Below are 13,610 nucleotides of genomic sequence, written 5' to 3'. Positions count from 1 at the left end.
CAGGATCTTAATATCCTGCACACTACAATCAGGTGGGCCAGAAGATGATAACGCACACCACCCAGATGTGCTGGTATTCTTTCAGGGAAATTTCAAATGTGGTTTATCCGCAAACAGGCCGCATAATATTAAAAGCCAGCAGATAAACTACAACGGTATTAATGCTCTGTCCTGTCAACGCTGGCAATGCACCTTATCTGGATGATCCAGTGGCCAGGAGCAATATATCTGGCTACTCCAACCACCATCATTGCAATAACCATAACAAGTCGACTCATCGTCTTCTATATGAGCATAACCATAAAGCTTGAAGTCCTTACCCCGATGTAAACATGCAGTTGGCCCCTGCTTGTTGCAGTTTGCTTCATCATTGTCATGGATACTATTGCCAGAACAATACCCAACAACTAATACCCCAAAAACAGAAGCTAAAACGCTTTTATATACAGACACCATAATATGAGCCACCTTTAACCGAACTTTGAAATAAGACTTCGATTAAAGTAGATCAGTTCAAGACTGAGTCCAGAACGTTTAGCTCAGGAGCACCTTTCGCTCACTTGGTGCAGGCGTTATATCAGGAGCTATGCTTCAGCCGATCAACTTCTCTATCAATAGCGTCTGTCCATTGCTGGCTGGTCACTTCTGCCATGCCCTCCTGACCAACAAACCCACTACTCATTATCAGGTTCGGCTCAAGTTTACGCAGTTTCTTCAGACTGCTGATAAGGGCCTTTTCGCTCCCTCCGGCATTAGACAGAACCAACGTATGCCACTCACCATTCCAGAGAAAAAAGGTATCTCCGGTAAACAGGTAATTTTTCCCATGGGGAGAGCGGTAGAAGAAGCATATACTGCCATCTGTATGCCCCGGCGTAGCGAGAATGCTGACGCCACTCTGGATACCCGGCTCAAGCACTTTATCCACTTTGGTATGTTTGCTGACCCCCTTAACCTCCTTTTCACTGCAGCACAGGGTGGAGTTGAACATATCCCGGATGCGAGAGAGGGATTGTGACGCCTCATCACGGTGGCTTAACATCTGGTAAGTTATACCGCCAAGCTCTTGTATATGCTGGAGGTCGGCATTATTTCCAGTGTTATAAAACAGTATGTTGTCGTCCGGTGTTTCAAGGAAATAGGCGTAGCTGTTTAAAATTCCAGAGCTGTACAGCTCAGTCTGCCAGAGATCAGGTTGTAACTGCTTCATCATTCCCACTCCATTCAGGGGCTGCCCCATGACCATTACATAACGGAGAATCCGGCCTATTCTTCCTGCACATTATTAATGTGCTGCTAACCATGAACTACTTACGATCCCTTGGCACTTTCAGCTGCTTTCTCTTGAGCGTTCAGGGCACTTTTGCGGGTAAACCTGCTGTACAGTGCGATTTCTTCTCGGAGTTCCTGCTAACAAACACATCGGGAGAAAATGTCACGATTTACGATATGTCAGCCCAACGGCAACTGCATATTCCCAAAGGGCAACAGTCCTGCCTTCCCGGCAGCCATGAGATGATGGCGATAACACCCTCTGCCACTATTCCCACAGAGCTGATAAGACAGAGCATTAACCGGAATGACAAGTGTGCGCTGAGCCTCAATCACCAGGTTACAGACACTTTGGTGGAGACCTTCTGCACCAGAAAGGACTTTTCAGGATGTGATACCAGTGTTCACCTCTACATGACCAATGCACTGACGCAGACTGTCCTGTTTCTCCCAACAAACGACCAGGGCCAGATTACTAACTGCCTGTTGCCAACTGTTTCGCTCAAACCCGGCGCCACCGGGTGCTTCCCCAAGGATCAGTACTTTGCCATAAATTATTCATTACAGAACAAGTCTGTAACCCGATTTATGGGACAGGCGGAGCATAACTACTGCTGGCTGGAAAGTGATGGACGGGGAATTGGCTGGGCGAGCGTTTCCTGCCACGAGACCCAGACTTTCGCGCCGGATAAATAAACTCCAAACCGTCAGGTATCCCATGCTGGACAAACCCTGGGGACATTTCTTTCCGGAGATACATAACCATGCTGACTTTCCCCCGTCTTTCACACCGTCATCACCTGAGCGCACTCATGCTCTGTACATGGGGTTTATCTTCTGTCACCCACGCCGACTTACCAAAAGGGTCTTATGGTGTGTGTGATGAGATGGATAACCGGCACTACTACGCCTGCTGTATCAATAGTAAATACTGGCACAGCCCTCTCTGGGTTTACACCCATTTTGTGAAGGCGTTTATTGTCCCCTCCGACGACGATATAAAACGTGCCTGTACAAACATCAACGCACAAATAACAACCGGCTGTACGGAGTACCCAAACCCTGTGACCCCCAACAACTTTTTCTATAATGGCACAGGTGGCGACTGTACACATGTCCGCCCTCTGCCCGATTTTTGAAGAGACAGGATTTATCCAGTTAGCATTATTCATTTACTCTTTGTGGAAAATAATGGCTGGTCTTTCTTAGCCGTCGCGGACCAGAAATTGATATTAAACTGGGCATCGTCGCTTATCTCAATGCGATGCCAGTACTCGGGAGGGCTGGTCGCGAACTGTCCGGCATTAATCACGACCTTAACTTCCGGGGTTTCTGTTTCCGCATCCGGGAAACCATAGTAGGTGACCGTGCCTTCCATCACGCACAGCTGGCCAAATACCCCTTCCGCGGTGTTGTGATGAGAAAGCAGGGCCGCCGGGACATTCTCTTTGGTAAAGAACGGTGTGGAACGCTGAATGGTCCAGTCTGCGGGAATACGAAGGTGGCTCATGGTTACTGCCTCAAAAACTTGATTTACAAATCCAAGGGTTCAAATACTCATTCAGGCTGCACAGGGCTTTCTGAATCGAAGAATGTAGTGATCCGGGCAACCGGTCATATCCATATCCTCAATCTCAAACCCGGCTTCAGTGACTTCATTCACCGCCTGCTGAGGTGTTACACGGGCGTTGCTGCCCCTGAAATCGACAAACACTATCTGTGTTTTCTCGCCAACCTGTTTGAACATATTAGCGAGAAAAACATCCCGCTCTTTAATAAAACGATAAACATTGGCCAGGAACACCATATCCAATCCACCCGGCAAGCACGGATCAGTATGCTGGCTTAACCCGGTTTCGATATTGGTTTTCTGCTCTCCAGCAAAACGGTTATCCATATAACTAACCATATTTGGCTCAGTATCCAGCGCATAAACCTTCCCTTTCGGCAGCAAGTCAGCAAACTGGCTGGAGAAATAACCTGTACCGGCCCCCACATCGGCAATCACCATATCATCAGACGTCAGGGCCAGGGTTTTCAGTATATGGGAGGTATTCTGCCACTCTTCCCGGTTCTCTGAGTCAAAGATCTCGCTCAGGCGTTCCGCTTCGGTAAAACTGATAGGCTTGGGCTGTACCATAATATTTCCTTTAACTTCCCTTTATATATATCAGGCGGCTTGTGTCTTCTGCTGTACCTGCCATTGCAGCGCAAGTTTACGTCCGTGGGCACGGCACTGTGCAAGAGCGTCAGCATCCGGTTTCCATTTGATTTTCAGGTTATCGGCCACATCGAACCCGGCTTCCTGCAAACGGTTATGAATTCTGTCCACAGCTGCGCCATGCCAACCATAACTGCCAAATGCCCCTGCTTTTTTCCCCTGAAAACGCAGGCCGGTGATCTCTTCAAGCATGCCTGCGATCTTCGGCATCATTACATTATTCATGGTGGAAGAGCCCACCAGCACAGCCTTGGAGCAGAAAACGTTCGCCAGAATCTCATTCTTATCATGGCGGGACACATTAAACACCTTTACCGCTACCTGGGAATCCACTTCGTGAATACCCTGGGCAATAGCGTCCGCCATCATCCGGGTATTGTTGGACATGGAGTCGTAGAAAATAGTGATACGACCTTCCTGGAAGGCCCCGCCAGAATGATTAGCCCCGGCCCACTCCATGTACTTTTCGATAATCTGGATGGGATTGTCACGCCAGACACAACCGTGGGAAGTAGCGACCATATCCACCGGCAGGTTAAAACTCTGTACTTCTTTGATCTTGGCAACCACCAGAGCGCTGAAGGGTGTCAGAATATTAGAGTAATAACGAAGGCACTGCTCCATCAACTCGTTCTGGTCAATCTCATCATTGAACAGGCGTTCGTCGCAGTAGTGCTGACCAAAAGCGTCGTTGCTGAACAGAACCGAATCGCCAGTCATATAAGTCATCATGCTATCGGGCCAGTGCAGCATGGGCGCTTCTACAAATACCAACTGTTTACCATTGCCCAGATCCAGGCTGTCACCGGTTTTTACGGTGTTGAAGTTCCATTCCGGATGATGGTGATGACCTACAATGGAATCAATCGCGTTCTCAGTGCAGTAGATAGGCGTGCCGGGAATTCTGGACATCAGTTCAGACAAAGCGCCCGCGTGATCTTCCTCAGCGTGGTTAATGACGATGTAGTCGATCTCGCTCAGGTCAGTTTCCTGCTCCAGGTTCAGGATAAATTCACGGCTGAACTTGCTGTCTACAGTATCAATAAGAACAGTCTTCTCTTCACGGATCAGATAGCTGTTGTAGCTGGTACCCTTGGTAGTTTTGAACTCAGTACCGTGGAAGTCACGGATTTCCCAGTCACGTTGACCAACCCAGTGGATGTTGCTTTTGATATGAATGGACATGACTATGTCTCCAGCCTGAAAGTTTAATTTACTTTCTATAAAGCATGTGCCATGCCAACTCTTAACCCCTTCAGTTTAGAGGGTTTTATACGTTAATAATGTCATTATGACACCCTCATAAAAATGTCATAATGACAGTCACTGTCCTTTTAACAATGTTTTTAACAATGCTTTTAACAATCATTCAAACGACGTTCGCTGTATGAACAAAGACCACTCCATAGACCTCACCAAACTCGCCCTGGAAATGACCACCGGCATTTCTTCACAAGACCGTTTCAGTCGTATGCTGGCTATTGTCAGAGATCTGTTTCACTGTGAAGCCTCAGCGCTGCTTGTATTTCAGGAACAGAAGTTTGTTCCCCTCTCCACCGACGGCCTGGCGGCGGATGTCCTTGGACGACACTTTGCCCTTGAAAAACACCCCAGACTGGAAGCCATTGCCCGAGCCGGTGATATAGTTCGCTTTCCCGCAGATAGCGATTTACCCGACCCTTACGACGGATTGATTCCATCCCTCAAAGGAGAGCTGAAGGTTCATGCCTGTGTTGGCCTGCCTCTGGTCGCCAATGAACGCTTAATCGGAGCCCTGACTATTGATGGCTTTTCTCCGGATCAGTTTGACGGTTTCAGCGATGATGAGTTGAGAACAGTCAGCGCCATAGCTTCGGCGTCCCTGAACAATGCTCTGTTAATGGAGCAGCTGGAGAACCAGACAGCGCGCTTTGCCATACCCGGAGGTATTCAGCAGGAGCCTCAAAAGGGCAGCGTCAAAATTGAAATGATTGGCCAGTCCCTTGCCATGCAGACCCTGCGAAAGGAGGTTGATGTTGTGGCCAGTACCGATATGACCGCACTGATTCTCGGGGAAACAGGCACAGGCAAGGAGCTGGTTGCCAACGAGATTCATTCAAAATCCGTCCGAGCCGAGCACTCTATGGTTTACCTCAACTGCGCTGCCCTGCCGGAAACAGTTGCCGAGAGCGAACTGTTTGGCCATGTCAAAGGAGCGTTTACCGGTGCCATCAGTCATCGCAAAGGTAAGTTTGAACTTGCGGACGGCGGCACCCTGTTCCTCGATGAAGTGGGTGAACTAACTTTAGCCCTGCAATCCAAACTGCTGAGAGTGCTGCAGTACGGCGACCTGCAACGCATAGGCGACGACAGAAGTTTAAAGGTCAACACCCGCATTATTGCCGCTACCAACAGGAATCTGGAAACAGAGGTTGAGGAGGGGCGATTTAGGGCCGATCTTTTCCATCGTCTCAGTGCTTTCCCGGTACATGTACCTCCCCTTCGGGACAGGGGAGAAGACGCACTGCTGCTGACAGGTTTTTTTATTGAGAAATGTCGCGCCCAACTCGGGCTTCAGCACCTGAGTCTGAGCGCCTCCTGCCATAAACGACTGCTGGAATATAACTGGCCGGGCAATGTGCGGGAGCTTGAACATTGCATTCACAGAGCGGCGATTCTTGCCCGGGTAGAAGCCGTTGATGAGTACGTAATGATTCTGCCGGAGCACCTTTCCCTGCAGAATGAACGAACAGCTATTCCTTCTGTTAGAAAACAACGCGACGGTAATTTTATTCCTGCAAATATTACCAGCCTGCGGGAAGCAACAGATGATTTTCAGAAAAAAATCATCCTCAGCTTTTTAAAGAGAAACAATAATAACTGGGCAAAAACAGCGAAACAGCTGGGTGTTGATGTCGGTAACCTGCACCGGCTGGGAAAACGCTTAATGTTGAAATAACTCTTTCATCACAGTTACTCCTGTGACAACTGGCCTATAAAGTAATTACCGAGGAAGGTTCGGGCATTCATGGTTGCCTTGTCATACCGACCATAGCCTGTTGTCGGGTACCAGCCCAGATCTGAGAGCAATAAGGTTTGCTTCATGGGCGGCCCTCCACGCAAAATCTGCAACTGCTCCGGAGTGATATGTTCCAGTTCCTTTAACAACTGGTTGAAATCCTCACCCACTATCTGTGACTGGGGATTCATGTCATTGTATGCGGGTAACCCCTTTGCCAACAGCTCGTCCAGAAAAACAGATGTCGCCTCGAACAGCCTGTCAGATTTATCAATTCCAGCCTGACGATGGGCAATCATGGAAATAGCATAAGCCGCATGCTGAGGCGACTCTACTACAGCTTCGCCCTTCAGGCAGTCCAGAAAGTGCAGGGGAGGTATCTGTTTATTGCCCACGGTCAACCAGTTATCGACTTCATCCTGCATATCACCCGCCGCTAATGCCATACTCAAAGGCGTAACATTGGTTGTGATGGGAAATTGTATTAAATCCCCAACTGAGAGCTTTCCTGCCCGAGCAGTTTCCTGGAGCACCGCAGACATAACCTCCGGTGTAACATCCGAACCACAAAGCTTCAGGGCTATACGTACAGGCGAGTGCTGGACTTCATCTCCCAGGCTGCTTACTGCTTTCCCATCAGGCAGACTTTTTAATACAACCCTGGTCAAATCCCGGGCCTCATCCACAGATGCTGATGTTAATCTGCCCTGGGCATGTTTTAAAAGAACCCTCATCTGCTCTCCAGTGAAGGTTTTCAAGGTCAGTCCGAACATGTCAGGATAACGGGCCAGGGCATCTTTCAAGAATGGCTTCCCCCCCTGGAAATCCTCCTTTATCTTCCCCAGCCATTCATCGGTTGTTCCCGGCATACCCCCAGTTGCCATCCGTGGCTTTGCAATCTCCGCCATTTCACTGACCTGGTAATCATTAAGGCGCTTCCAACCGGCCTTGAAACCTTTTGGCAACAGTCTTTCCGGGGTGATCTTTCTGATAACCCAGAGTAATGCTCTTTTAATCTTCTCTCCCGTATTGATTTTTACTTTTCGGGGAGGGCGACTGGGGGACGGGGGCTGGCCTGGCTGGATCATAGTTCAATCTGCTTTTTCTGGAGTCTAATCTCCATATCGGCACCGCTGGCGCTGATTAGAGCGATGAAAACCAGTTATCGCTTCCAATAACTGATGGGGAAACGACCGATAGTTTCCTATCGAACCATACATAACTACGGAAATAATCAAAGGCTCTTCTGAGGTAATCTGCCCAGGATTTTTAGCCCTGCCCCGCAGCTACTGGCCATGCCCCTGACCAGGGGCCCAATAGAATCCCTGAACCGGCGGCATCAGCACCATTAGAATTGATTAACAGAAACAGTTTTGAGAAATTGTTCGTGTGCGAACAATGTCACCCACACATATTCTTCAGCTATTCCATAAACAAACCCGAAAATTGCGGATTATTGAACCGAAATGACCCTCTGTCTCTAACAAAACTGTCATAAACCCTCCGTATAACATTCATGACCGTGTACAGGCACCCTGCCTGAAAGTGCCTCAATCAAAAAATAAAGACGGCACTTTCAAAGTAAAAATGATGAGGAAAGATTTATGCTGTCTGGCAAATCCCACAGTGAATACCATGAACAGATAGAAGCGGTAGACGACACTCCCGATAATACTTCCGGAAACCAGAATCTTGATTCCATGGTCGCGGAAGGTCGTCGTAACTTTATGAAAGGCGGCATCGGTCTGGCCATGGCTGGCTTCCTCGGCGGTTCCCTGGTGTCTGCCAGCGGCTGCAGCAGTGAGTCGGCCCCGAAAGCGGCGGCAGCTTCCGCTCCCACTATCGGTTTTAAGCCTGTTCCCGTTGAAAAAGGCGTAGCTTTTGACTCCGTCACCGTACCCGAAGGTTATACTGCCCAGGCTTTTTTCTCCTGGGGTGATGCTGTTGAACCCGGTGCCGCACCCTGGAAAGCTGATGGTTCCAATACCTGGCAGGAACAGATGAAGCAGGCGGGCCAGAACCATGACGGCATGTGGTTCTTCCCTATGGATCAGGACCCGAACAACCACGGTCTGCTGGTGATGAACCATGAGTACATCAACCAGACCCTGCATCCCAATGGTATGACTGTTGATAAAGACGAGAATGGTTACCTGATTCGCCCTCTGGAAGAAGTAAAGAAGGAACAGGCGGCCCACGGTGTCAGCATTATTGAAGTAAAAAAAGGCGCAAACGGCTGGGAGCGTGTACTTAACTCAAAATATAACCGTCGTATTACTGCCATGACCCCCATGGAGCTGACCGGCGAAGCCGCAGGCACAGACTTCCTGAAAACCGTTGCCGATCCGGCCGGTAAAGAAGTTCTCGGAACTTTCAACAACTGCGCCATGGGCGTTACCCCCTGGGGCACTTACCTGACCTGTGAAGAAAACTGGAAAAACTACTTCGTAAACCGTGACGAAGCGGATCACAAGAAGCGTGTTTCCCACCATCGTTACGGCGTTGCCAACGGCCCCAATAGCAAATACTACGGCTGGGAAGCGGTCGATCCACGCTTTAACGCCACCCCCGATGAAAGCCAGGCACACGGCGGTTACGTAAACGAACCCAGCCGTTTTGGCTGGGTTGTAGAGATTGATCCTTTCGACCCAACCAGCAAGCCCAGAAAGCGTACTTCCATGGGTCGCCTGGTGCGGGAATGCGCCACTATGTCCCTGGGGACGGACAATCGCCTGGCCTACTACTTCGGCGATGACACCCGTGGCGAGTATATCTACAAGTTTGTGGCCGACAAGCCCTACCAGCCCGGTAACATTCCTGAAGCAAGAAAGGCCAACAACGAACTGCTGGACAGCGGCACTCTCTACGTCGCGGCATTCCACGAAGATGGCAAAGGCGAATGGCTGCCCCTGGTTTACGGGCAGGGTGGCCTGACCCGTCGCAACGGCTTCACCAGCCAGGCTGACGTACTGATCAATGCCCGTCGTGCCGCCGATATTGTTGGCGCAACCACCATGGACCGTCCTGAGTGGGTGGCTGTTCATCCTACGACCCGTGAAGTCTTTGTCACCCTGACCAACAACAAGCACCGGGGCAAGAAAGACGACCAGGAAACCAATGCCGCCAACCCCAGAAAGGACAACCGTCACGGCCAGATTGTTCGCTTTAACGAAGCTGGCGGTGACCCGACTGCGACAACCTTCGACTGGGAAATGTTCCTGATGGCTGGCGACAAGCCCGGAGCAATTCTGGCCGACGGCAGTGCTGTTGCGGAGAACCATATCGGCAATATCAAGGGGGATATTTTCTCCTCCCCCGATGGACTTTGGTTCGACTTTGATGGTCGTCTGTGGATTCAGACCGATTACGGGGACAAAAAAGACCTGAATGTAAATATGGGTACCAACCAGATGCTGTGCTGTGACCCGGCTAAAGGTGAAGTAAAACGCTTTATGACCGGCCCCCGTGGCTGTGAAATTACCGGTGTAACCACCACCCCTGATGGCCGTAGCATGTGGGTGAACATTCAACACCCCGGTCTGAGCTATCCGGCCAGCGATGGTAAAACACGCCCACGTTCCACCACCGTACTGGTTACCAAAGACGACGGCGGTATTATAGGAAGTTAATCGAATTTTCTTCCTTTTATATACGAAACAGATATGCCGCTTTTGCGGCATATCTTCTTGTCTTCAGCTCCCACTGACTATACTCAGCAACTTCGTATCTGCAGAGAGAGTGAGAGGTGGAAACGGGTGAAGAAGCAAAGCCTTCCTTTACATTGCGATGTCGTTAGCCGCTTTTTCTGAGGCATGGCCAGCAAATCACATTTTCGTACCAGTTTCGGCCACAAAAAACACAACATGTCTTGGGTGTGAGACTGATGCACACCCATCCAGGACTTAGAAATGGGAACAACTTCCGTCAAAAGCCTCAATAGGCTCCTGCTCTTTTTTCTGTTAGCCCTGACGCTTCGGAGCTATGGTGGGTGGGAGGAACTGCTTGAGTATACGAGAAGCTTGCTGTCTCAAGAGAAAAAGGTCGCCGTCTTAGTAATTGACATGCAAACCAAGTTTGAGGATAGCTTCCCGGAGGCCATAATCAGGAGTGTTTACGCAAACCAGATCTCTTTTCTCAATGCGGTTGCCACGGAATCAAATATATATATTGTGAATATTAATTACGAAGGACATGGCAAGACGATACTGGATATCCTTCCAGAAATGGAAAAAAACATATTTTTCAAAACATTCACTAAAAAAACTGATAATGCGTTTGAATCAATTTCTATGCCCTCTGGTAATGAAACTGTTTTTGATGACAGCAGGATTTTCGGTAAGCTCAAGCACGCCCTGGCCGGTGAAGGTATTGAAGATCTCGTTGTTTTCGGAGCCTATGGTATGGCCTGTGTAAAAAAAACAGCAATAGGGGCTCTTAAGCGTGGTTTTTCTGTAGCCGTTGATCATGATCTCAATATTCCTACACGGCGGGAGTATCTAGGAAGATATATAAGCTGGAGAGAGTGGAATGCGTATGTGGACGAACGCTGGGAACTGGTTGCCAAGAAATACGAAAAGCTGACAATTATTAACCAGAGGTTTGAAATCATAAGGCGAAGCGAGCGCTGTGTAATCCTTTAAAGCAGCCACAAGGGCTGGAAAGTATTAAACCATTTGATTCCCTTACCCCTATTTGGATACCAGCGATGCTCAGTACAGTGAGACATCCTCATCAGAAAACCTAGATTTCCCTGCATTCCTGGAAATTATTCCTGCACTGTTTAATAACGATATAAAAACCTTGGTAATCATCATGCAAACAATCAATCTGTAACGAGTCAGTATCCCTATCCAGGTTTGAAACAGAAAAGCTCTTCCTCAACCTTACATCAGGCGAACTTCTATCCACATGAAGCAGAATGCCGAAAGCGGACCATTCTGCCACTCGCAGAGTAAAAGGCTGATCACCATGATGAATGGTTTTCCGCTGATGCTGACAGCATTCCCCACCGCCTTGAGGACAGGACTCAGGATTACCATCATAATCAATGGTGCCGTAAGTGGATAATTCGATCGGCCATGCTCATGGCTTCGGTCTGGTCGCGGGTGACATAGAGTACGGTCATACCCAGACGTTGCTGAAGGGCCCGCAACTCGCTGCGCATTTCGGCTCTCAGGCGGGCATCGAGGTTGGAGAGTGGTTCATCCATCAGACACAGGCGGGCTTCAGAAACCACCGCCCTAGCCAGAGCTACACGCTGGCATTGCCCGTCGGAGAGCTGGCCGGGCTTTTTATCAAGGTGAGGGCTGAGATCAACCAGCTCCACTACGAAGTTCAGCCTGCGGTGCTTTCCTCTTTGTTGACTTTGCGTACCTGCAGGCCAAAGAGAATGTTGTCCCTTACGTTCAGGTGGGGGAACAGGGCGTAGGACTGGAACACCATGGCCAAATCCCGCTTTCCGGGTGGCATTGCAGTAATGTCGTTGCCATCAAGGAATATTCTGCCGCTATCGGGTATTTCCAGGCCGGCAATCATGCGTAGGGTGGTTGATTTGCCACAGCCGGACGGGCCCAGCAGGACGACAAACTCCCCGGATTCCACCGTGAAACTGATATCGTCCGCAGCCGGTAGATCACCCCAGGATTTGCACAATGTCTGAATGCTTAAACTACTCATTGAAAACAGCCAGATAGGGAACGTCACCCCATAATGCTGCGGCTCTGTGATATTTCTGTGACCGAGCTGTTTCAGGTATGTAATTTCTGGGAGGCAGAGGCGGGAAATGCCTGTCTTGTTAACAAGCTGGTTAGTCTGTTAGAGAGCTTCCTTTTTGTTTTACTGTCTGAATGCCTATATGCATAAAAAATCAAAAATCAATGGAGTGATACTATGCAGATTCAACCCAATTTCACGCCCCCCTTGTACTCGTGCGTAGATCATCCGGTTCCAGGGTCGCAGCCTGAGCAGCCTGAAGAGCCCCGCCCGCAGATATCAATTCAGGAAAAAGTCCGGGATCGATGCATTGAACTGGCTTTGGAATGTACTGTCCAGAAAACACCTCACTGGGAAATTGAGTGCAAACTCTCTGAGGATCCGGAAAAAGATCATCCGGCATTCTATGGCAGCTATGACTGGCATTCAGCGGTTCACAGCCACTGGGCACTGGTTCAGATATTATTGCGCTGGCCGGATCATTCAAGAAAAGATGAGATTATCGCTCTCCTGAATCAGCATTTAATTGCCGAGAAGCTTGAGGCAGAGATTCCCGCCACCAGGACGGATACCTTTCAGAATTACGAAACCCCCTATGGCATGGTCTGGTTACTGGCATTGGCAGATGCTCTTCGTAGACTGCCGGCTGTTGAGCAGCCCGAGTACTGGCAAAAAGCCATAGCGCCATTGGAACAGTGCATAAAGGATGACCTGAAAAACTATTGTGAGCAGTTAACCGAACCTGACAAGCGGGCCTGGCATTTCAATACCGCCTATGCCTTTGGAATGCTGCTGGATACGGATCTGGCAGAAACCGATCCTGAGTTTGAAAAACTGATCAGAGCCAAGGCGCGATTTTTTTATCAGTCGGAGAAGAATTTCCCGATAGGGCTGGAACCGGGAACTTACGATATCTTTTCCGGCGGTCTGGCGATTGCTGATCTGATGGCGCGAATACTGCCCCAGGAAGAGTTCTCTCAATGGCTCGGTGACTTTCTGCCCCAGATCACCGGTGCAGACGACTGGTTGTCACCGCCGGAAGGAGAAGGCTGGAGAACCCACTATTATGGTTTGAATTTCAGTCGGGCCTGGATGCTGAAACGTATCGGCAATGCCCTGCCCGAGCAGGACTCACGCCGGCAAACGCTGTTTTCCCTGGCTGATCAGCATCAGCAGGTGGCTTTCAGTACCATTCTTAAGGATGATCTGCATTACGATGCCCGGCACTGGCTGGGAACCTGGGCAATCTACCTGTTAAGTTCTCATCAACTATAAAATCAAAAAATCATCACACTGAGAACAGGAAATTGATAAATCAAACGAACCACATGCTTGCACATCACTTGATCGAACCTCAAGATGCATATGGAATAAAAACAAAAGACTAGCCCCGATATCCCATGAAAC

The 13,610-nt window shown here is 49.3% G+C and carries 13 protein-coding genes; 6 read left to right on the top strand and 7 right to left on the bottom strand.

What is annotated here, in order from left to right; genetic code table 11:
- Nucleotides 1-577: 577 nt before the first annotated feature.
- A complete protein-coding gene (locus ACY2RQ_RS07585; RefSeq protein ID WP_490112358.1) occupies nucleotides 578-1,213 on the bottom strand; it encodes an MBL fold metallo-hydrolase in 636 nt (211 codons plus the stop codon).
- An 89-nt stretch (nucleotides 1,214-1,302) separates the two neighbouring features.
- Here ACY2RQ_RS07585 and ACY2RQ_RS07580 point away from each other — a divergent pair, with 89 nt between their 5' ends.
- Both ACY2RQ_RS07580 and ACY2RQ_RS07575 read left to right on the top strand, forming a co-directional pair.
- Nucleotides 1,303-1,968, top strand: a complete 666-nt coding sequence (locus ACY2RQ_RS07580) for a hypothetical protein (protein ID WP_490112357.1) — start codon at nucleotides 1,303-1,305, stop codon at nucleotides 1,966-1,968.
- 68 nt (nucleotides 1,969-2,036) lie between these two features.
- Nucleotides 2,037-2,411, top strand: a complete 375-nt coding sequence (locus ACY2RQ_RS07575; protein WP_490112356.1) for a hypothetical protein — start codon at nucleotides 2,037-2,039, stop codon at nucleotides 2,409-2,411.
- Between the two features lie 29 nt (nucleotides 2,412-2,440).
- Here the strand turns inward: ACY2RQ_RS07575 and ACY2RQ_RS07570 are convergent, their stop codons facing one another.
- From ACY2RQ_RS07570 to norV, 3 genes are read right to left on the bottom strand one after another with little or no spacing between them, the layout of a single operon-like run.
- A complete protein-coding gene (locus ACY2RQ_RS07570) occupies nucleotides 2,441-2,782 on the bottom strand; it encodes a TehB family protein (protein WP_490112355.1) in 342 nt (113 codons plus the stop codon).
- Nucleotides 2,783-2,833: 51 nt separating this feature from the next.
- Nucleotides 2,834-3,412, bottom strand: coding sequence for a class I SAM-dependent methyltransferase (locus tag ACY2RQ_RS07565; protein WP_490112354.1), 579 nt, complete (start codon nucleotides 3,410-3,412; stop codon nucleotides 2,834-2,836).
- Between the two features lie 30 nt (nucleotides 3,413-3,442).
- On the bottom strand, nucleotides 3,443-4,678 hold the full coding sequence (norV, locus tag ACY2RQ_RS07560; RefSeq protein ID WP_490112353.1) for an anaerobic nitric oxide reductase flavorubredoxin: 1,236 nt from the start codon (nucleotides 4,676-4,678) through the stop codon (nucleotides 3,443-3,445).
- A 202-nt stretch (nucleotides 4,679-4,880) separates the two neighbouring features.
- Here norV and norR point away from each other — a divergent pair, with 202 nt between their 5' ends.
- Entirely contained in the window at nucleotides 4,881-6,431 is a 1,551-nt protein-coding gene (gene norR, locus ACY2RQ_RS07555; RefSeq protein ID WP_490112352.1) for a nitric oxide reductase transcriptional regulator NorR, read from the top strand.
- Nucleotides 6,432-6,445: 14 nt separating this feature from the next.
- Here the strand turns inward: norR and ACY2RQ_RS07550 are convergent, their stop codons facing one another.
- Nucleotides 6,446-7,579 (bottom strand): hypothetical protein, encoded by a 1,134-nt coding sequence (locus ACY2RQ_RS07550; RefSeq protein WP_490112351.1) that lies wholly within the window; start codon nucleotides 7,577-7,579, stop codon nucleotides 6,446-6,448.
- Between the two features lie 516 nt (nucleotides 7,580-8,095).
- On the opposite strand from ACY2RQ_RS07550, the gene ACY2RQ_RS07545 reads away from it, so the two are divergent.
- On the top strand, nucleotides 8,096-10,120 hold the full coding sequence (locus ACY2RQ_RS07545; RefSeq protein ID WP_490112350.1) for a PhoX family protein: 2,025 nt from the start codon (nucleotides 8,096-8,098) through the stop codon (nucleotides 10,118-10,120).
- 279 nt (nucleotides 10,121-10,399) lie between these two features.
- On the top strand, nucleotides 10,400-11,131 hold the full coding sequence (locus ACY2RQ_RS07540; RefSeq protein WP_490112349.1) for an isochorismatase family protein: 732 nt from the start codon (nucleotides 10,400-10,402) through the stop codon (nucleotides 11,129-11,131).
- A 404-nt stretch (nucleotides 11,132-11,535) separates the two neighbouring features.
- On the opposite strand, the gene ACY2RQ_RS07535 is transcribed toward ACY2RQ_RS07540, so the two are convergent.
- Together ACY2RQ_RS07535 and ACY2RQ_RS07530 are read right to left on the bottom strand one after the other, a co-directional pair.
- Nucleotides 11,536-11,829 (bottom strand): ATP-binding cassette domain-containing protein, encoded by a 294-nt coding sequence (locus tag ACY2RQ_RS07535; RefSeq protein WP_490112507.1) that lies wholly within the window; start codon nucleotides 11,827-11,829, stop codon nucleotides 11,536-11,538.
- Nucleotides 11,826-12,167 (bottom strand): ATP-binding cassette domain-containing protein, encoded by a 342-nt coding sequence (locus ACY2RQ_RS07530; RefSeq protein WP_490112348.1) that lies wholly within the window; start codon nucleotides 12,165-12,167, stop codon nucleotides 11,826-11,828. Before ACY2RQ_RS07530 ends, ACY2RQ_RS07535 begins: the two co-directional genes overlap by 4 nt.
- A gap of 213 nt (nucleotides 12,168-12,380) precedes the next feature.
- Between ACY2RQ_RS07530 and ACY2RQ_RS07525 the strand changes: the two genes are divergently transcribed.
- The gene (locus ACY2RQ_RS07525; protein ID WP_490112347.1) at nucleotides 12,381-13,478 is read left to right on the top strand and encodes a DUF2891 family protein; all 1,098 of its coding nucleotides are present in this window, start codon (nucleotides 12,381-12,383) and stop codon (nucleotides 13,476-13,478) included.
- Nucleotides 13,479-13,610 lie beyond the last annotated feature (132 nt).

Source organism: Parendozoicomonas sp. 209JJ7-1, from assembly GCF_058147085.1.
This window is presented reverse-complemented; position numbering and strand designations above follow the sequence as displayed.

Bases quoted from the DNA above. Each gene is read 5' to 3' on its own strand.
- ACY2RQ_RS07565 (WP_490112354.1), bottom strand. From the start codon at position 3,412: ATGGTACAGCCCAAGCCTATCAGTTTTACCGAAGCGGAACGCCTGAGC.
- ACY2RQ_RS07580 (WP_490112357.1), top strand. From the start codon at position 1,303: ATGAACTACTTACGATCCCTTGGCACTTTCAGCTGCTTTCTCTTGAGC.
- ACY2RQ_RS07525 (WP_490112347.1), top strand. From the start codon at position 12,381: ATGCAGATTCAACCCAATTTCACGCCCCCCTTGTACTCGTGCGTAGAT.
- ACY2RQ_RS07530 (WP_490112348.1), bottom strand. From the start codon at position 12,167: ATGAGTAGTTTAAGCATTCAGACATTGTGCAAATCCTGGGGTGATCTA.
- ACY2RQ_RS07540 (WP_490112349.1), top strand. From the start codon at position 10,400: ATGGGAACAACTTCCGTCAAAAGCCTCAATAGGCTCCTGCTCTTTTTT.
- norR (WP_490112352.1), top strand. From the start codon at position 4,881: ATGAACAAAGACCACTCCATAGACCTCACCAAACTCGCCCTGGAAATG.
- ACY2RQ_RS07550 (WP_490112351.1), bottom strand. From the start codon at position 7,579: ATGATCCAGCCAGGCCAGCCCCCGTCCCCCAGTCGCCCTCCCCGAAAA.
- ACY2RQ_RS07585 (WP_490112358.1), bottom strand. From the start codon at position 1,213: ATGATGAAGCAGTTACAACCTGATCTCTGGCAGACTGAGCTGTACAGC.
- ACY2RQ_RS07575 (WP_490112356.1), top strand. From the start codon at position 2,037: ATGCTGACTTTCCCCCGTCTTTCACACCGTCATCACCTGAGCGCACTC.
- ACY2RQ_RS07545 (WP_490112350.1), top strand. From the start codon at position 8,096: ATGCTGTCTGGCAAATCCCACAGTGAATACCATGAACAGATAGAAGCG.
- norV (WP_490112353.1), bottom strand. From the start codon at position 4,678: ATGTCCATTCATATCAAAAGCAACATCCACTGGGTTGGTCAACGTGAC.
- ACY2RQ_RS07570 (WP_490112355.1), bottom strand. From the start codon at position 2,782: ATGAGCCACCTTCGTATTCCCGCAGACTGGACCATTCAGCGTTCCACA.